The sequence below is a fragment of the Cupriavidus numazuensis genome (assembly GCF_905397435.1).
GTDB lineage: Bacteria > Pseudomonadota > Gammaproteobacteria > Burkholderiales > Burkholderiaceae > Cupriavidus > Cupriavidus numazuensis.
In genome coordinates, this window is record NZ_CAJPVI010000007.1 from 31,446 (window position 1) to 49,282 (window position 17,837).

15 protein-coding genes are annotated in these 17,837 nt (G+C 65.5%); 8 read left to right on the forward strand and 7 right to left on the reverse strand.

The annotated features are described in order from the left end of the window. Positions 1–135 precede the first annotated feature (135 nt). A complete protein-coding gene (locus KHO41_RS07620; protein WP_211952679.1) occupies positions 136–1,992 on the forward strand; it encodes a phosphoenolpyruvate carboxykinase (GTP) in 1,857 nt (618 codons plus the stop codon). Positions 1,993–2,078: 86 nt separating this feature from the next. On the opposite strand, the gene KHO41_RS07625 is transcribed toward KHO41_RS07620, so the two are convergent. After that, complete coding sequence (locus tag KHO41_RS07625) at positions 2,079–2,774, reverse strand: response regulator (protein WP_211952680.1); 696 nt, start codon at positions 2,772–2,774, stop codon at positions 2,079–2,081. Then, positions 2,771–4,177, reverse strand: coding sequence for a cache domain-containing protein (locus tag KHO41_RS07630; RefSeq protein ID WP_211952681.1), 1,407 nt, complete (start codon positions 4,175–4,177; stop codon positions 2,771–2,773). Before KHO41_RS07630 ends, KHO41_RS07625 begins: the two co-directional genes overlap by 4 nt. A 387-nt stretch (positions 4,178–4,564) precedes the next feature. Here KHO41_RS07630 and KHO41_RS07635 point away from each other — a divergent pair, with 387 nt between their 5' ends. The 3 genes from KHO41_RS07635 to KHO41_RS07645 all read left to right on the forward strand — a co-directional run bounded on the left by KHO41_RS07635 (position 4,565) and on the right by KHO41_RS07645 (position 7,532). Then, the gene (locus KHO41_RS07635; protein ID WP_211952682.1) at positions 4,565–6,637 is read left to right on the forward strand and encodes a carbon starvation CstA family protein; all 2,073 of its coding nucleotides are present in this window, start codon (positions 4,565–4,567) and stop codon (positions 6,635–6,637) included. A gap of 26 nt (positions 6,638–6,663) precedes the next feature. Then, positions 6,664–6,858 carry a YbdD/YjiX family protein gene (locus KHO41_RS07640; RefSeq protein WP_010811333.1) on the forward strand — a complete coding sequence of 65 codons (195 nt, stop codon included), beginning with the start codon at positions 6,664–6,666 and terminating at the stop codon, positions 6,856–6,858. 221 nt (positions 6,859–7,079) lie between these two features. Further along, a complete protein-coding gene (locus tag KHO41_RS07645; RefSeq protein WP_211952683.1) occupies positions 7,080–7,532 on the forward strand; it encodes a hypothetical protein in 453 nt (150 codons plus the stop codon). 258 nt (positions 7,533–7,790) lie between these two features. Here KHO41_RS07645 and KHO41_RS07650 read toward each other — a convergent pair whose 3' ends face one another. Next, entirely contained in the window at positions 7,791–8,045 is a 255-nt protein-coding gene (locus KHO41_RS07650) for a hypothetical protein (protein ID WP_211952684.1), read from the reverse strand. A gap of 194 nt (positions 8,046–8,239) precedes the next feature. On the opposite strand from KHO41_RS07650, the gene KHO41_RS07655 reads away from it, so the two are divergent. Continuing rightward, a complete protein-coding gene (locus KHO41_RS07655; protein ID WP_211952685.1) occupies positions 8,240–9,151 on the forward strand; it encodes a LysR family transcriptional regulator in 912 nt (303 codons plus the stop codon). A gap of 51 nt (positions 9,152–9,202) precedes the next feature. Here KHO41_RS07655 and KHO41_RS07660 read toward each other — a convergent pair whose 3' ends face one another. The 4 genes from KHO41_RS07660 to KHO41_RS07675 form a co-directional block, all read right to left on the reverse strand. Further along, positions 9,203–11,893: a DNA topoisomerase III gene (locus KHO41_RS07660; protein WP_211952686.1), complete on the reverse strand. Its 2,691-nt coding sequence runs from the start codon at positions 11,891–11,893 to the stop codon at positions 9,203–9,205. Between the two features lie 156 nt (positions 11,894–12,049). Next, positions 12,050–12,454 (reverse strand): thioredoxin domain-containing protein, encoded by a 405-nt coding sequence (locus KHO41_RS07665; RefSeq protein WP_211952687.1) that lies wholly within the window; start codon positions 12,452–12,454, stop codon positions 12,050–12,052. A gap of 79 nt (positions 12,455–12,533) precedes the next feature. Next, a complete protein-coding gene (dprA, locus tag KHO41_RS07670; protein ID WP_211952688.1) occupies positions 12,534–13,673 on the reverse strand; it encodes a DNA-processing protein DprA in 1,140 nt (379 codons plus the stop codon). Further along, on the reverse strand, positions 13,670–14,836 hold the full coding sequence (locus KHO41_RS07675; RefSeq protein ID WP_211952689.1) for a LysM peptidoglycan-binding domain-containing protein: 1,167 nt from the start codon (positions 14,834–14,836) through the stop codon (positions 13,670–13,672). Before KHO41_RS07675 ends, dprA begins: the two co-directional genes overlap by 4 nt. 161 nt (positions 14,837–14,997) lie before the next feature. On the opposite strand from KHO41_RS07675, the gene def reads away from it, so the two are divergent. From def to htpX, 3 genes are all read left to right on the forward strand, one after another. Beyond that, on the forward strand, positions 14,998–15,504 hold the full coding sequence (gene def, locus KHO41_RS07680; RefSeq protein ID WP_211952690.1) for a peptide deformylase: 507 nt from the start codon (positions 14,998–15,000) through the stop codon (positions 15,502–15,504). 136 nt (positions 15,505–15,640) lie between these two features. Then, complete coding sequence (gene fmt, locus KHO41_RS07685) at positions 15,641–16,636, forward strand: methionyl-tRNA formyltransferase (protein ID WP_211952691.1); 996 nt, start codon at positions 15,641–15,643, stop codon at positions 16,634–16,636. A gap of 166 nt (positions 16,637–16,802) precedes the next feature. After that, the gene (htpX, locus tag KHO41_RS07690; protein ID WP_041680095.1) at positions 16,803–17,663 is read left to right on the forward strand and encodes a zinc metalloprotease HtpX; all 861 of its coding nucleotides are present in this window, start codon (positions 16,803–16,805) and stop codon (positions 17,661–17,663) included. Positions 17,664–17,837 lie beyond the last annotated feature (174 nt).

A 17,837-nucleotide genomic window follows, 5' to 3' on the forward strand; every position in this document is an offset into this window, starting at 1 on the left:
TTGCCTGGGCCGCAGTGGAGTTGTAACGGGATGTGACGACCGGTGTGAGCCACAGGACACGCCGGCCTTGCCGGCCAAGGACCGGGCTTTGAAAAGATTTCCCCCTTCCTTCCCTTTACACATTGGAGTTGCAGTATGAACCACCCATCGATGCAAGGCACGACGGCGTTGAACGTCCCGGCCTGGGTCAAGAACCAGAAGCTGGTGGCCTGGGTTGCGGAGATCGCCGCGCTGACCAAGCCGGAGCGCATTCACTGGTGCGACGGTTCGCAGGAAGAATATGACCGCCTCTGCGAACAGATGGTCGCCGCCGGCACGCTCAAGCAACTGAACCCCGCCAAGCGCAAGAACTCCTACCTGGCCCTGTCCGATCCGTCCGACGTTGCACGTGTCGAAGACCGCACCTTTATCTGCTCGCAGAAGAAGGAAGACGCCGGCCCGACCAACAACTGGATCGCCCCGGCCGAGATGCGCCAGACGCTAAACGGCCTGTTCGACGGCTGCATGCGCGGCCGCACGCTTTACGTGGTGCCGTTCTCGATGGGCCCGCTGGGTTCGCCGATCGCCCACATCGGCGTGGAACTGTCCGACTCCCCGTACGTGGCCGTCAACATGCGCATCATGACGCGCATGGGCAAGGCGGTATATGACGTGCTGGGCACCGAAGGCGACTTCGTTCCGTGCGTGCACACCGTCGGCAAGCCGCTCGACGCCGGCGAGAAGGACGTGGCGTGGCCGTGCAACCCGACCAAGTACATTGTCCATTTCCCGGAATCGCGTGAGATCTGGTCGTTCGGCTCGGGCTACGGCGGCAACGCGCTGCTCGGCAAGAAGTGCTTCGCACTGCGTATTGCGTCGACCATGGGCCGCGATGAAGGCTGGCTGGCCGAGCACATGCTGATCCTGGGCGTGACCTCGCCCGAGGGCAAGAAATTCCACGTCGCCGCCGCGTTCCCGTCGGCTTGCGGCAAGACCAATTTCGCCATGCTGATCCCGCCCAAGGGCTTCGAAGGCTGGAAGGTCACGACAATCGGCGACGACATCGCGTGGATCAAGCCGGGCAAGGACGGCCGACTGTACGCGATCAACCCGGAAGCCGGCTACTTCGGCGTGGCCCCGGGCACGAGCGAGAAGACCAACTTCAACGCCATGGCGACGCTGAAGGAAAACGTCATCTTCACCAACGTGGCGCTGACCGACGACGGCGACGTGTGGTGGGAAGGCATGACCAAGGAAGCGCCGGCGCACCTGACCGACTGGCAGGGCAAGGACTGGACCCCGGAAATCGCCAAGGCCTCCGGCGCCAAGGCCGCGCACCCGAACGCCCGCTTCACCGCGCCGGCGTCGCAGTGCCCGTCGATCGACGAGAACTGGGACAACCCGGCCGGCGTACCCATTGATGCGTTCATCTTCGGCGGCCGCCGTTCGACCACCGTGCCGCTGGTAACCGAGGCGCGCAACTGGACCGAAGGCGTCTATATGGCCGCGACCATGGGCTCCGAGACCACCGCCGCGGCCGCCGGCCAGCAGGGCGTGGTGCGCCGCGACCCGTTCGCCATGCTGCCGTTCTGCGGCTACAACATGAGCGACTACTTCGGCCACTGGCTCGCCCTGGGCCAGAAGCTCGAAGCCGCGGGCGCGAAGCTGCCGAAGATCTACTGTGTGAATTGGTTCCGCAAGGACGCCGACGGCAGCTTCGTGTGGCCGGGCTTCGGCGAGAACATGCGCGTGCTGTCGTGGATGATCGACCGCGTGGAAGGCAAGGGCCAGGGCGCCGAGCACGTGTTCGGCACCAGCCCGCGCTATGAAGACCTGAACTGGAACGGCGTCGATTTCTCGGTGGCGCAATTCACGCAGGTCACGTCGATCGACGCCGATGCCTGGAAGCAGGAACTGGCACTGCACGACGAGCTGTTCACGCAGCTGAAGCACAACCTGCCTCAGGCGCTGGCCGAAGCGCGCGCAGCACTGGGCAAGCGGCTGGAAGGCTGAAGGCTCGCTGTCACGTTGCAGTCCCGCTGATTTGGGGACAGCAAGACAACGCCCGTCCCGCTCCGGAGACGGGCGTTTTTGTTTTTCTATCCGCCTTCGGTTTCGCCCGACTGCTCCACCGCATACTTCACGAGCCCCGCGCGGCCCTCGATCCCGAGCTTGCGCTTGAGATTGAGCCGGTGCGTTTCCACCGTGCGCACTGATACCCCCAGCTGCGTCGCAATCTCCTTGTTCGCCATGCCGCGGCCGATGCAGCCGAGGATGTCGCGCTCGCGCCGCGTCAGCGCGTCGAGCGGACCCGCTGCCGGCGTCTGTTCCGCCATGCCGCGCGCGATGCGGGCGCTGTAGAACACGCGTCCGGCCAGCACCGCCTGGATCGCGGCCATCAGCTCGTCCGCGGGTGCATCCTTGAGCACGTAGCCACGCGCGCCGGCACGCACCGCCTGGCGTGCGTATTCCAGGTTGTCGTGCATGCTGACCACGAGCACGGCGATTTCCGGGTACTGCTCGTGCAGCGCGGCGGTCAGCGCGATGCCGCCCATGCCGCGCATGCCGATGTCTGTGATGACAAGGTCCGGGCGCTCGCGTGCACCGGCACGGTCGAGCCATGCCAGCGCCGCCTCGCCGCCGTCGGCCTCGCCGACCACACGCAGGTCGGGCTGCAGCGTCAGGTGCATGCGCATGCCGTCACGCACGAGCGCATGGTCGTCGATCAGCAGCACGCGCGCGGGCGCATCGATGGAATGGCCTTCCGGTTCGTCGGGGTCCGATATCTGGGTCATGACTGCGAAGATTCTGCGGGAAGGGGAGTGGCGGGGCGGGCGGCCGCCTTCATGACCGGTAGCGTGGCCACCAGCTCGGTACCGCCAATGCCCGAAACAATGCCGAACTGCCCGCCCAGCGCCGCGATGCGCTCGCGCAGGTTGCGCAGGCCGATGCCGCGCTGCGGATCGACCTGCATGCGGGCCACGTCAAACCCGCGGCCATCGTCACGCACGGTCAGGCTGGTGGCATCCGCATCGAAGGAGAGCGCGACGGTCACCTGGCGCGCGCCGGCATGGCGCTCGACATTGGTCAGCGCTTCCTGCGCGATCCGGTACAGCGCGGTGGCCTGTTCGTCGGGCAGTTCACGCGGCGTGCCGCGCTGCGCCACGGTGATTTCGAGCTGGCTGCCGCCCTGCATCTCGCGTGCAAGGTGCTGCAGGGCCGCAAAGATACCGAGATCGTCGAGCAGCGCAGGGCGCAGGTTGCGGGCCACGCGCCGCACCTCGTTGAACACCGTATCGAGCCGGTTCAGCGCCATGCCGAGCACCGGCGCCACGGCCGCGCCTTCGGACGGCGCCAGGCGCAGCCGGTTGGCGGCGGCTTCCAGCACAAGCTTGACCGACACCAGCAGCTGGCTGATGCCGTCGTGGAGCTCGCGCGACAGCCGCGCGCGTTCCTCTTCCTGCGACTGCACCACGCGCTGCGCGAGCTGGCGCAGCTTGGCATCGGCCTCGCGGTGTTCGCTGATATTGAGCGCCAGGCCGCTGGCCGCCACCAGCAAGATGCTGACCGCGGCGATCACGCCGATCCAGGCCATGGTTTCACGGATATCGGTCTCGGCGCGAGCATCGAGTTGGCGCAGCGTGCTTTCCACGTCATCCAGGTAGATGCCGGTGCCGAGCATCCAGCCCCATTCGGGCACGGCCACCACATAGCCGAGCTTGGGCGCGAGCTGCTGCGACGACGGCTTTTTCCACAGGTAGCGCACCGAGCCGCCGCCCGCCTTGGCCGCCGCGATCAGCTTCTGGATGGTCAGTGCTCCCTGCGGGTCGCGCAGCGTCCACAAGTCCTGGCCGACCAGCTCCGGCTGGCGCGGGTGCATGAGGTTGCGGCCCTGCATGTCATACAGAAAGAAATAGCCGTCCGGTCCGTAGTCGAGCCGGGCCAGCGCTTCCATGGCGGCCTGGCGCGTGCCGGCATCCGTGCGGCCCGAACGCACCATCGGCGCGATGGCGCTTTGCGCCAGTTCTACGTAGTGGCGCAGTTCGGTTTCCTTGCTCTGGATATAGGCGGCCTCGACCAGCGCGCGCTCGTGCCGGGCCAGTTGCGTCGCCTGGAAACGCACGGCAAGCGCGATGCCGAGCATGGCCACCGCGAGCGGCGCGACGGCGAGCAACAGGATCTTCTGGCGGAGTTTCATCTTGGCCGGGGGTAAACACCGATGCCGCGCAGGCGGCATGTCACCGTCGATTTGCGTAGTACTACGCAGAAGTGCTGCGTAGTTTCGCGCTTGTGCGGGGTATGGCGGGTGTCAATACTACACGCCGGATGCATGCAGCCCCAGTGGCCAATGCATCGACGCAGTGGGTGGGCCGTGCAGACCGAACGGCGCACCGCCCGCCTGCCAGACGAGATCCGGAGCCAACAAGGCAAAACCGGGCGCACGCAGCACGATCCAGGAGACAACATCCCGCAGGATTGTCCGCACCCCGTGCGCCCGCCGGCACGCAGTTTGCTGCCACCCCTTGCCAGCCTCCGCCATTCGACGCCGCAGGCTTTCGATACCCCGGTCTGAGGAGACCTCACTATGAATCGCATCGGAGAACACCTGGTGTGGCTGGCCGTCGCCATCCTTGGCGCGTTTGCCTTCGGCACCGTCGCGCTCGCGCGCGGCGAGGCCGTCAGCGCGTTGTGGATCGTGGTTGCCGCGCTCTGCATCTACCTGATCGCCTATCGGTACTACAGCCGCTTCATCGCCGACAAGGTGATGCAGCTCGACCCGAAACGCATGACGCCGGCCTGGCGCCATAACGACGGGCTCGACTACGTGCCGACCAACAAGGCGGTGCTGTTCGGCCACCACTTCGCCGCCATCGCCGGCGCCGGCCCGCTGGTCGGCCCCGTGCTGGCCGCGCAGATGGGCTATATGCCGGGCATGCTGTGGATCCTGGCCGGCGTGGTGTTCGCCGGCGCAGTGCAGGACTTCATGATCCTGTTCATCTCCACGCGCCGCGACGGCCGCTCGCTGGGCGACTTGGTCAAGTCCGAAATGGGTACGGTGCCGGGCATGATCGCGCTGTTCGGCTGCTTCATGATCATGATCATCATCCTGGCGGTGCTGGCGCTGATCGTGGTGAAGGCACTGGCCGGCTCGCCCTGGGGCACGTTCACCGTCGCGGTGACCATTCCCATCGCGCTGTTCATGGGCGTCTACACGCGCTACATCCGCCCGGGCCGTATCGGTGAAGTGTCGGTGATCGGCTTCGTGCTGCTGATGCTGGCCATCCTCGGCGGCCAGTACGTGCACGAAAGCGCCGTGCTGGCGCCGCTGTTCACGTACGATGGCAAGGCGCTGACCTGGATGCTGATCATCTATGGTTTCATCGCCGCCGTGCTGCCGGTGTGGCTGCTGCTGGCGCCGCGCGACTACCTGTCGACCTTCCTGAAGATCGGCACCATCATCGCGCTGGCCATCGGCATCCTGATCGTCGCGCCGGAACTGAAGATGCCGGCCTTCACGCAGTTCGCCCAGGGCGGCGGCCCGGTGTGGTCGGGCAACCTGTTCCCGTTCCTCTTCATCACCATCGCCTGCGGCGCGGTGTCTGGCTTCCATGCGCTGATCTCGTCGGGCACCACGCCCAAGCTGCTGGAAAACGAATCGCACGCGCGCTTCATCGGCTACGGCGCGATGCTGGCCGAGTCGTTCGTCGCGATCATGGCGCTGGTGGCCGCTTCGGTAATCGAGCCTGGCGTGTACTTCGCGATGAACAGCCCGAGCGCCGTGATCGGCACCTCGCCGGAAGCCGTGGCGCAAGCCGTGTCGACCTGGGGCTTCGTGATCACGCCTGACGTGCTGATCCAGACTGCCAAGGACGTCGGCGAGAACACCATCATCTCGCGCGCCGGTGGCGCGCCGACGCTGGCCGTAGGCATCGCCCATATCTTGCACCAGGTGGTGGGCGGCCAGGCCATGATGGCGTTCTGGTACCACTTCGCGATCCTGTTCGAAGCGCTGTTCATCCTGACCGCCGTCGACGCAGGCACCCGCGCCGGCCGCTTCATGCTGCAGGACTTGCTGGGCAGCTTCGTGCCCTCGCTCAAGCGCACCGACTCGCTGCCGGCCAACCTGATCGCCACCGCGCTGACCGTGGCGGCCTGGGGCTACTTCCTGTACCAGGGCGTGGTCGATCCGCTGGGCGGCATCAACACGCTGTGGCCGCTGTTCGGCATCTCCAACCAGATGCTGGCCGCCGTGGCGCTGGTGCTGGGCACCTGCGTGCTGGTCAAGATGAAGCGCGGCCAGTACGCCTGGGTCACGCTGGTGCCGACTGTCTGGCTGCTGGTCTGCACACTGACGGCCGGCTGGCAGAAGCTGTTCGACGCCGACCCGAAGGTCAGCTTCCTGACCCACGCGAGCAAGTTCAGCGCCGCCATCGCCGAAGGCAAGGTGCTGGCCCCGGCCAAGAGCCTGGAGCAGATGCAGCGCATCGTCTTCAATGACTACCTGGACGCCGGCCTGTGCGCGCTGTTCATGTTCGTGGTGCTGTCGATCGTGGCTTACGGCTTCAAGACCGCCATGCAGGCACGTGCCGTGAACCGCCCGACCGACAGTGAAACACCGTTCGAGCCGCTGCCGGCGGCTGCTTCGGCACAGTCCTGATCTCGCGCAAGCACAAGGAGCCTGCCATGCTGGAACAACTCGGAACGATGGGCCGCTACCTCGGGCAATCGCTGCGGCTGATGGTCGGCCTGCCCGACTACCAGACCTATGTGGCCCACATGGAGAGTACCCACCCCGACCGCGAGCCAATGAGCTACGAGGAATTCTTCCGGGAACGCCAGGAAGCGCGCTACGGCGGCGGGCAGGGCAAGTGCTGCTGATCCCGCCACCCGCTGGCCGCGGCCGGCGGTGAGTGGCTGACGGGACGGGCAACCTTCGGGTTGCCCGTTTTTCGTTTGCCGTGGCAAAGCCTTCGCTCAACCACCTTGTCGCTCAAATAAGACGTTTCTGCAGGGGGTTACATGCCTTTACACGTGGTTACAGCAAGCCCGGGAATCGCTCTCTACACTTGCGGCACATCATGGCAAACAAAGGAAAAGATATGTCTCGCCATCCCGTTCGCAATATGACCCTGGCTATCGCCCTTGCGGCGTCGGCGCTGCCGGCGTTCGCGAGCGACATGAACAATGCCCTTGGCGGCGCCCTCGGTGGCGTGGCAGGGGCGGCCGTCGGCGGCGCGCTGGGCGGCAGCACCGGTGCCGTGATCGGTGGCGCGGTGGGCGGCGGCGCGGGCGGTGCGGTGACTTCCAATCGTCGCGAGCGCACCGGTGCCATCATTGGCGGCGCGCTCGGCGGTGGTGCGGGTACGGCAGCGGGCAATGCCATGGGTGGGCGCACCGGCGGGCTGCTGGGTGCTGCAGTGGGTGGCGGCGCAGGTGCGGCACTGGGCGGCAATGTCTCGCGCAGCAACTCCTACGACGATGATCGCCGCAACTATCGCGGCGGCTACTACAAGCACAAGAAGCACAAGCACCACCACCACTACGACGACTGAGCAGACGCTCAGCCGGGCAAGACGCAGGAACGGGCCGCTCTGGCCCGTTTTTCTTTGCATCGTCTGGCATAATGCCAGGGCAACGGGAGTAGTATTGGTCGGGCGCAGAAACAAAGAAGCCCGCAACCAGTGCGGGCTTCTTCTCCAATAAATACGGAGAGGTCTTTCAGACACTCTCCAAACGACCTGTGGAGACCAGGTTGAAGCGGGGGGCCGCATAGGGGAGATACGGCCCCGGACCGTAGCGGCAGTCCCTGCTTACAGGGGCATGCGGTCCGACGACAGATCGTACTTGGCGCCGTCGCTGTACGTGTCGAACTTGGCGGCCTTGGCACCGTCGCTATAGACGTCGAACTTGGTGGCCTTAGCACCGTCGCTGTAGACGTCGAACTTGGTGGCCTTGGCACCGTCAGCGTACGGGTCGAACTTGCCGGCCTTGGCGAACACCGGTGCGGAGCACAGGGCGGCGGCGAGGGTGGCAACGGCGATCAGGGTGTGACGGGTAGTTTTCATGGCTCAGTTCAATTTCTTCAAGCTGGGATGCCTGTCTCGGCAGTCTGACTTGCTGCATCGCGGCATCCGATGACTAGATATTAGGCGTTTCCCTCATATCAATAAATATCGGTTGCCACAATGATTAGTTCTGATTCCAACAATAAAGTCGCCTGAACCGGGAAAAATTCAGGGAAACGACGGGAGACTATGTCATGGATCGCCTGCAATCGATGCGCGTGTTCGCCAAAGTTGTGGAACTCGGCAGCTTCGCGCGTGCAGCGCAGCAGTTGGAGATGTCCAATGCGGTGGTCACACGTTATGTCGCGGACCTGGAGAGTCACCTGGGTACGCGGCTCCTGAACCGCACGACGCGCAGCCTTTCCCTGACCGACGCCGGCGAGACCTACCTGCAGCGCTGCCAGCAGATCCTTGAAGACGTGGAAGAGGCCGAGGGCGTGGTGACGGCCCGCAGCCAGTCGTTGTCCGGCACGCTACGGCTCGTGACCCCAGTGATGTTCGGCTTGCACCTGTTGCCGAATCTGATGTCGCGCTTCCAGCAGCTATATCCCGACGTCGTATTCGACGTGCTCCTGTCCGACCGGAACGTGGACATCGTCGAAGAGGGACGCGACGTCGCCGTCATGCTGTCGGACCTGGGCCTCGGTTCGCACCTGGTCGCCCGTCCGCTGATCTCGGCGGAGATCGTGCTGTGCGCCTCGCCGGAATACGTCCGCACGCACGCGCCATTGCGCCACGCGCATGAGTTGACCAGCCATCGCTGCATCGCGATGCGCCTGCCGAACGTGGAACACGAATGGACACTGCTGGGCCCGGAGGGCGAAGTGACCGTGCCGATCCGCCCCGGGCTGCTATGCAGCAATGCCGAACTGGCGCACCAGGCCGCACTGGCCAATATGGGCGTGGCCATGCTGTCATCGTACCTGGCCCGGCAAAACATCGAGGCCGGCAATCTCGTGCGTGTGCTACCGCAGTACCAGCTGCCGCGGCGCGATGTCAGCGTGGTCTATCCGAGCCGCAAGTTCCTGCCAACCAAGGTCCGCGCGTTCATTGACTTTCTGCTGGAAGAAGGCCAAGTCAGAGGTCGGGACGAGCCGTTTTCCTGAGCGGGCGGGCGCTACGGCTGAAACGCCGCCGCCCCCGCACCGCCTCGCCGCTTATTCCTCGGCTTCGACCGTCGCCTTGCCCGCGGCGCGGGTCTTCTTGGCCGCTACCGTCTTGGCGGGGGCCTTCTTCGCGGCGGTCTTTGTCGCCGCAGTCTTGGTAGCGGTTTTCGTTGCCGCAGCCTTCTTGGCCGGCGCCTTCGCCGGAACTGCTTCGGCCTCTCCAGTCTCGGCTGCCGCGCGAGATGCGGTCTTGCCCGACCCCTTGGCACCGGCCTTCGGCTCGCGGGCCTCGAATTCGAAGCCGATCTTGCCGTCCGCCTGCCTGACCAGGAAAGCCTTGAAGTTGCGGCCCGTACGCGACGACTTGAAGCCAGTCAGCAGATCGGTGCGGCCATCGTTCAGCAGCTTGCCGACCTGCTCGCGGCTGATTTCCTGCTGCAGGATGATCTTGCCGGTGGTGAAGTCGCAGCTCTTCGGGCTGGCCACGCTGTTTTCGCACACGTATTTCATGCCGTGCTCGAACACCGCACCGCTGCACTTCGGGCAGGTGCCAACCGGCTCCTGGCCACTGAAGTCGACCGGCTCGCCATCGCCCTCGTCATCGTTCTGGCCGAAGTCGAATTCCATCTTGAAATGGCCTTCGTCGTCCTTGGCGATCTTGAGGATGGCGGCAAACGGCCGGCCCATCTTGCTGCGGAAGCCCTGCAGCGGGCCGATTTCCCGCTTCAGCAGCAGTTCCTCGACCTCTTCGATCTCGAACTGGCGGCCACCCGGGATCTTGCTGATCGAGAACTCGCACGCCGTGCAGGCAAAGCGGCGGTAGTTTTCCTTCACCTGGCCGCCGCATTGCGGGCACGGGGTGTCCAGCGTGGCGTAGTCGCCCGGGATCGTGTCGCTGTCGTATTCCTTGGCGCGCTTGACGATCTGCTGGGTCATCTGCGCGATCTCGAGCATGAACTCGTCGCGCTTCAGGCGCCCGCGTTCGATCTGCGACAGCTTGTGCTCCCACTCGCCGGTCAGCTCGGCCTGCGTCAGCTCCAGCACGCCCAGCCCGCGCAGCAGCGTCATCAGCTGGAACGCCTTGGCGGTCGGGATCAGTTCGCGGCCTTCGCGGATAATGTATTTTTCCGTCAGCAAGCCTTCGATGATGGCCGCACGCGTGGCCGGCGTACCAAGACCCTTGCCGGCCATGGCTTCGCGCAGCGCGTCGTCGTCGACGAGCTTGCCGGCGCCTTCCATGGCGGACAGCAGCGTCGCTTCGTTGTAGCGTGCGGGCGGCTTGGTCGTCAGGCCGACGCTCTCGACCTTGTCGGTCTTGACCTTCTCGTCCTTGGCCACCGGCACCAGGTTGGCCGCATCCTTGTCACCCTGCGCCTCGCGGCCGTAGATCACGAGCCAGCCCGGATTGACCAGAACCTTGCCTTCCGTCTTGAAGTGGTGCCCGGCAACTTCCGTGATGCGGGTCGTGACCTGGAATTCGGCGGCCGGGAAGAACACCGCCAGGAAGCGGCGCACGACCAGGTCATACAGCTTCTGTTCCGGCTCCGACAGGTTCTTGGGCGCCTGCAGCGTCGGGATGATAGCGAAGTGATCGCTGATCTTGCTGTTGTCGAAGATCTTCTTGTTCGGCTTGACCCAGCCCTGCGACAGGATCTTCTTCGCGTGCGGCAGGTAATTGGGCGAGCTGTCGGCCAGCATGGTCATGGTCTGCTTGACCGTTTCCATGTAGTCCTCGGGCAGTGCGCGCGCGTCGGTACGCGGGTAGGTCAGGACCTTGTGCTTTTCATACAGCGCCTGCGCCAGGCCGAGCGTGTTCTTGGCCGAGAAGCCGAAGCGCGAGTTGGCTTCGCGCTGCAGCGTGGTCAGGTCGAACAGCGCCGGCGACTGCTGCGTCGACGGCTTCGATTCCTCGGTGACGGTGCCCGGCTTGTCGCGGCACGCGGCGACGATGCTCTTGGCCTCGGCCTCGCTCCACAGGCGCGATTCGCGCGCCTCGGGATCGAATTCGCTCTTCTTGAACTTCGGGTCGAACCAGCGGCCTTCGTACAGGCCGGCGGCAGCGATGAACTCAGCGTGCACTTCCCAGTAATCGCGCGGCACGAAGTGTTTGATCTTCTCTTCGCGCTCGACCACGATCGACAGTGTCGGCGTCTGCACCCGGCCCACGGTGGTCAGGAAAAAGCCGCCGCCCTTGCTGTTGAAGGCGGTCATGGCGCGCGTGCCGTTGATGCCGACCAGCCAGTCGGCTTCGGAGCGGCACCGAGCGGCATCGGCCAGCGGCAGCATGTCTTCGTCGGCACGCAGGCTCGCAAAGCCGTCGCGGATCGCCTGCGGCGTCATCGACTGCAGCCACAGCCGGCGCACCGGCTGCTTCGCCTTGGCCTGTTGCGCGATCAGGCGGAAGATCAGTTCCCCTTCGCGCCCCGCGTCGCAGGCGTTGATCAGGCCGGTCACGTCCTTGCGCTTGATCAGCTTGTTGAGCACCTTGAGCCGCGACTCGGTCTTGGCGATCGGCCGCAGGTCGAAGTGCGGCGGGATCACCGGCAGGTTGGCGAAGCTCCATTTGCCGCGCTTGACCTCGTATTCGTCGGGCGCGGCGATCTCCACCAGGTGGCCCACGGCGGACGACAGCACGAAGTCGTCACTTTCAAAGTACTCGTCGTGCTTGGTAAAGCCCCCGAGGGCACGGGCGATATCGGCCGCGACCGATGGCTTTTCCGCGATGATGAGGGCTTTTGACATTGAACGGGTCCTTGCGGGCTGCTTCCGGCAACACGCGAATTGCACTGCAAACTAAGTAGACAAACGCCCCGGAGGGCTTTGAGGCGCCAATCATAAGCGCGGTTTCGACGGCGGTGCAAGCCAGCACAGGCACCGCCGAATGCGGCGAATCCGCCGCTATGCCGCGCGCCTCCCCTCGGAAAGCAACCACTCCAGCACTTCCGGGACATCCTCCTGCGCACCAGGCATGGCAGCGCCACGCGCGAGCATCCGCTCGAGCACCTCGATGTGCGGCAGCAGTGTCCCGTAGAACTGCACCGGCCCCCCTGCTACGGGCTGGACCAGCAGCGTGGGGAAATTCTCGATATCGATGTCGCCCAGCCGGTCCGCGTGCGTCTCGATGTCGATCCACACATAGCAGTCCTCCGGATGGCGCACGGCGAGGGCGGAGAATGCCTTCAGGTAATCCTGGCATGTCCCGCACCACTGCGCGCACAGGCAGGCCACCAGCCGGCCCTGCGGGCGGGCGGACAGCGCTGCGCTGATGGCGGCAACGTCACGTTCGGGAAAGTAAACGGTCATGGCGGTTCAAACATGAGCCTCTTCGGGCACCAGGGACCGCCGATTGTATCGGCAATGGGCCTGAGGCCACTGGCGAAGTCTAGGACAGACTGCGGAAGAGGTTCCCCGGTAGACGCTCCGCGCGGCCCTCCAGTTCCAGTTCGAGCAGCCGGGTGGCCAGCGTCTCGGGTGCCAGGCCGCTACGCTCGCACAGCGTGTCGAGGGTGACCGGATCGTGCGTCAGGACGGCGAGGAGCGGATCGTCCGGGGCGCTATGTGCTGGCTGCACTGCATCCGCCACCTTTCCCGGCTGGCATGACAGACCGAACTCCTCCATGACGTCTTCCGGTGTTTCGACCAGCTTGGCGCCCTGACGGATCAGCACATGGCAACCGCGCGAGAGCGGTGCGTGAATGGAACCCGGGATGGCAAACACTTCCCGGCCAAGTTCCGCAGCAAGTCGGGCCGTAATCAGCGACCCCGACCTGGCAGCAGCCTCCACCACGAGCACGCCGCGCGCCAGCGCCGCGATCAGCCGGTTGCGCCTGGGGAAGTTTTCCTTGAACCCGCGCATGCCCAGCGGGAATTCGCTGATGATCGCGCCTTGCTCGGCGATACGCCGCGCCAGTTCAAGGTTGCTGGCCGGATAGACACGGTCGATGCCGGTGCCGATCACTGCGACCGTGCCACCGGCGCCCGCCAGTCCGCCTTCGTGGGCCGCGGCATCGACGCCAAGCGCCAGCCCTGACACCACTGTCTGGCCCGCCTCCGAGAACGACCTCCCGAACGCTTCCGCATCGACCTTGCCCTGTACCGTGGCTTCGCGCGCGCCGACAATGGCGAGCGCCGGCCGCGACAGTGCAGCAGGGTCGCCCTTGATATATAGCAGCGGCGGCGGATCCGTCAGATCGAGCAGGCGAACCGGATAGCGCGGATCGACCAGCGTCAGCAGATAATTGCCGGGCTGTTCGAGCCACGCCATGGTTTTTGCCAGCGCGTGGCTCATGGTGGCGCCGGGCGCGGCCAGCACCGCGCTGGCGAGCTTGCGCGGCACGACCGACGTCAGCGCCTCCATGCTTTGCGCGAACACCTGCTGCGGCAGGCCAAACGCCGCCAGCAGCAGTCGCACCGTTACCGGGCCGATACCCGGCGCTGCCACCAGGCGCAACCACGCCAGCGTGTCATCCGGGTTCCGCGCCACGTCCGGCCATTCGGCGGCCGGCGCCTGGCTGGCGGTCAACGCGGGGAAATGACGCGATCGCCGACCTCGATCACGTTCGAGGCATCGGTGACAAGCGCGTAGGACACGCCCGCGAATACGCGGAACACGAATGCCAGCCCGTAGCGCTCGTCAGGCAGCACAATATTGCGGTTGCGGTCGGTCCGGTCATGCACCACTTCGCCGGTACGCGACAGGGCAAGCACGTGTCCCGGCTCCAGCCCGGCATTGGAACCGACATTGAGCACCACTACCTGCTTGGCGCCACCGTACTGCACGCCGCCGTAGACCTTGGCGATACGGCCGTCGACCTGCGTCTCCGGCGCGCGCGGCATGTAGCGCACGGACTCGCGCATCGGCTGGGGCAGCAGCAGCGTGCCTACCCCCATTTCCTGCTGGGCCTGCGTCACGCGCAGCGTGGAAACCCCGCTCGGACCTTCGGGGCCACGGGTCAGGCGTACATTGCCTTCGTACTCGGCCTCATAGCCAAGGACCTTGCCGGTGACCGGATCGTACACAGGCGTGACCGGCCGGAACGCCTGCCAGTCGCCGCCGACCGCAGCTGCATCGGGCGCGATTCCCCGCGCATAGGCGGTATCGTCGCGACCGAGGTAGACATGCGATTCGGGCACGGCGACGATTCGCGCCGACGTGGCCAGCGTGCCCTCGTCCACCACCAGCGGGCGGATCAGGAACGGCTCGATATCCTTGGCCGGAATGCTGAGGATGGCGGCATTTTCGGCGTCGCCGCGCACGTGCGGCGTGAGCTTGACGGTGTCATTGGCGCCCGGCGTGGTCGACAGCCAGGCGCGGCCGTCACGCTGGATCAGGTACAGGACCTGACCCGGATAGATAAGATGCGGATTGCGGATCTGTTGCCGGTTCATGCCCCACAACTCGGGCCAGCGCCACGGCTGGCGCAGGTATTGGCCGGAGATGCCCCACAGCGTATCGCCCTTGCGCACCGTATACTGCGATGGCGCATTGGGTGCCAGAGCGGAAGTGGGAATCCCTTGCTGCGCCACGCGCTGCGCCTCGGCGTGCTGCGCGGGCGTGACCGTGAGGTCAGCCGCCAGGGCCGGAACACTGGCTGTGGCAGTGACGCCTACAGCACACAACATGGCATGGGTGAACGCGTACAGCCTGCGGCCCGACGCCGCCTGTTCTTTGGTAAGATCGCGCATTTTCGTGAACCGGCTGGTAGAACAACCGGATTGACCCTGGAGAGCGTGCCTGCTGCGGCGCGCCTTGAATTTTTGTACTAGCGCCCCGATTCTGCATGTAAACCCCCGCCGCCGCAACGCGGCCGGATAGCCCAGAGCAGCCGGCGTTGCGCCCGAGCATCATGGCAAAACTCGACATCCTGACCTACCCCGATCCCCGTCTGCACACCGTGGCGAAGCCCGTCAAAGAAGTGGACGACCGCATCCGCCAGCTGGTGAAGGACATGGCCGAAACCATGTACGAAGCGCCCGGCATCGGCCTGGCCGCGACGCAGGTCAACGTGCATGAGCAGGTGGTGGTAATCGACGTGTCCGAAACGCGCGACGCGCTCCAGGTCTTTATCAACCCGGAGATCGTCTGGGCCAGCGACAACCGCAAGGTCTGGGAAGAGGGCTGCCTGTCGGTGCCTGAGGTCTATGACCGCGTCGAACGCCCGGATCGCGTGCGCGTGCGCGCGCTCAACGAAAAGGGCGAGACCTTCGAGCTCGACGCCGACGACCTCCTGGCCGTCTGCATCCAGCACGAGATGGACCACCTGCTCGGCAAGGTGTTTGTCGAGTATCTGTCGCCGCTCAAGCAGACCCGCATCAAGTCCAAGCTGCACAAGCGCGAACGCGCGCGCATGTAACAAGCGCCTGCGCGGCTGGACAGCCGCGCCGTGTCTGCTATCGTTACGGCTTCCAAAGTCAAAAACGTACCGGCCGCTATGCGGCCGGTTCTGCTTTTGGCCCTGCATTCTTGGTCCTGCATTCAGGGAGCCCGCCATGTCCGAAGCCCAGTCCCTGCGTGTCGCCTTTGCCGGCACGCCCGAATTCGCGCGTGTCGCGCTTGAAGCCATCCATGCCGCCGGTTTCCCGGTTGTCGCGGTGCTCAGCCAGCCGGACCGCCCGGCCGGCCGCGGTATGCAACTGCAGGCGAGCCCCGTCAAGCTGTATGCGGTTGCCAATAGCCTGGAGCCGGTGCTGCAGCCGCGTTCGCTGCGACGAGCGGGTAAGTATCCCGAGGATGCCGCCACGGCCATCGACGCGCTTGCGCAGACCGCGCCCGACGTGATGGTCGTGGCCGCCTACGGCCTGATCCTGCCGACTGAAGTCCTGACGCTGCCGCGGCTGGGTTGCCTGAACATCCATGCTTCGCTGCTGCCACGCTGGCGCGGCGCTGCCCCCATCCACCGCGCGATCGAGGCCGGCGACGCCGAGACCGGCATCACGCTGATGCAGATGGACGAAGGCCTCGATACCGGTGCGATGCTGTCGCGCGAAGCCGTACCCATTACAGCGGATGACAGCACCGGATCGCTGCACGACACGCTTGCAGCGCTCGGCGGGCGCATGATCGTCGAGGCGCTGCGCAAGCTCGCTGCCGGCGAAACGCTGCCGGCCACGCCGCAGCCCGAAGCCGGCATCACCTACGCCGAAAAGATCGGCAAGGACGAAGCGCCACTGGATCTGCGCCGCCCGGCCGCTGAACTTGCCAGCCAGGTCCGCGCGTTCAACCCGTTCCCGGGCGCCACGCTGCAGCTCGACAACACGGTGATCAAATGCTGGCAAGCCGTGCCGCTGTCCGCCGGCACCAGCCTGCCGCACCCGGCGGGCACGGTGCTGGCCTCGGACGCCAGCGGCGTGATCATCGCCTGCGGCAATGGCAGTGCGCTGCAGGTCACCGAACTGCAGAAACCCGGCGGCCGCCGCCAGCCGGCACAACAGTTCCTGCAAGGCACGCCGCTACCGCCGGGAACACGCTTTGTCGTGCCCGCATAAGACACCACGGTGGGCACAATCGAGCACTTCGCGCTAGCCCCGACGCAGCGCCCAGTTGGCCGAGTCGTGCGGATCCGTTGAATTTTCAGCGTTTCGCCCCTATCTAATGCTCAGCGCGCCTCGCTGCGACGGTGGCGCGGTATACGACTACTCGGAGATCACGTCAATGTTCAACTGGGTCAAGACCTTCATGTTGATGGCCGCCATCACGGCGCTGTTCATCGTCATCGGCGGCATGATCGGCGGACGCAACGGCATGATGTTCGCGCTGCTGATGGCGCTGGGCATGAACTTCTTCTCCTACTGGTTCTCGGACAAGATGGTCTTGCGCATGTACAACGCGCAGGAAGTCGACGCAGGCAGCGCGCCGCAGTTTTACGGCATGGTGCAGGAACTGGCGCAGCGCGCAGGCCTGCCAATGCCGCGCGTGTACCTGATCAACGAGGACGCGCCGAACGCGTTCGCCACGGGCCGCAATCCCGAACACGCTGCCGTGGCCGCGACGACAGGCATCCTGCGCGTGCTGTCGGAGCGCGAACTGCGCGGCGTGATGGCGCATGAACTCGCGCACGTGCGCCACCGTGACATCCTGACCTCGACCATCGCCGCGACCATGGCCGGTGCGATCTCGGCGCTCGCGAACATGGCGATGTTCTTTGGCGGACGCGACGAAAACGGCAACCGCACCAATCCGATTGCCAGCATTGCCGTAGCCATCCTCGCGCCGCTGGCCGCTTCGCTGATCCAGATGGCGATTTCGCGTGCGCGCGAGTTCGAAGCCGACCGGGGCGGCGCGGAGATCAGCGGCGATCCGCAGGCACTGGCCAGCGCGCTCGACAAGATCCACCGCTATGCGCAGGGCATCCCGTTCCAGGCCGCGGAAGAGCACCCGGCCACGGCGCAGATGATGATCATGAACCCGCTGTCGGGCGGCGGCATCGCGAATCTGTTCTCGACCCACCCGGCGACCGAGGAGCGCATCGCCCGGCTGATGCAGATGGCGCAGACCGGTACTTATCCGGCCTGAAGGCCGCAAAATCCCGGCACGCCGGGATGCAAATCCGGGGCCGATCCGCACACAAGGTAAACTGCCCGCTGTCTTGCCCGTCAAGCCAGCGGGCTTTTTCTTGCCTGCGTGGCGCCGCCTGCGCCTGCATGGCCAGGCGGCCGTTGCCGCGCCTGCTTTGTTCTATTGTCTGAA

Coding starts and splice junctions, on each gene's coding strand:
- KHO41_RS07675 (WP_211952689.1), bottom strand. CDS start 14,836: ATGCGCGATCTTACCAAAGAACAGGCGGCGTCGGGCCGCAGGCTGTAC.
- KHO41_RS07650 (WP_211952684.1), bottom strand. CDS start 8,045: ATGAAAACTACCCGTCACACCCTGATCGCCGTTGCCACCCTCGCCGCC.
- KHO41_RS07655 (WP_211952685.1), top strand. CDS start 8,240: ATGGATCGCCTGCAATCGATGCGCGTGTTCGCCAAAGTTGTGGAACTC.
- def (WP_211952690.1), top strand. CDS start 14,998: ATGGCAAAACTCGACATCCTGACCTACCCCGATCCCCGTCTGCACACC.
- KHO41_RS07620 (WP_211952679.1), top strand. CDS start 136: ATGAACCACCCATCGATGCAAGGCACGACGGCGTTGAACGTCCCGGCC.
- KHO41_RS07660 (WP_211952686.1), bottom strand. CDS start 11,893: ATGTCAAAAGCCCTCATCATCGCGGAAAAGCCATCGGTCGCGGCCGAT.
- KHO41_RS07635 (WP_211952682.1), top strand. CDS start 4,565: ATGAATCGCATCGGAGAACACCTGGTGTGGCTGGCCGTCGCCATCCTT.
- KHO41_RS07665 (WP_211952687.1), bottom strand. CDS start 12,454: ATGACCGTTTACTTTCCCGAACGTGACGTTGCCGCCATCAGCGCAGCG.
- KHO41_RS07640 (WP_010811333.1), top strand. CDS start 6,664: ATGCTGGAACAACTCGGAACGATGGGCCGCTACCTCGGGCAATCGCTG.
- fmt (WP_211952691.1), top strand. CDS start 15,641: ATGTCCGAAGCCCAGTCCCTGCGTGTCGCCTTTGCCGGCACGCCCGAA.
- htpX (WP_041680095.1), top strand. CDS start 16,803: ATGTTCAACTGGGTCAAGACCTTCATGTTGATGGCCGCCATCACGGCG.
- KHO41_RS07630 (WP_211952681.1), bottom strand. CDS start 4,177: ATGAAACTCCGCCAGAAGATCCTGTTGCTCGCCGTCGCGCCGCTCGCG.
- KHO41_RS07625 (WP_211952680.1), bottom strand. CDS start 2,774: ATGACCCAGATATCGGACCCCGACGAACCGGAAGGCCATTCCATCGAT.
- KHO41_RS07645 (WP_211952683.1), top strand. CDS start 7,080: ATGTCTCGCCATCCCGTTCGCAATATGACCCTGGCTATCGCCCTTGCG.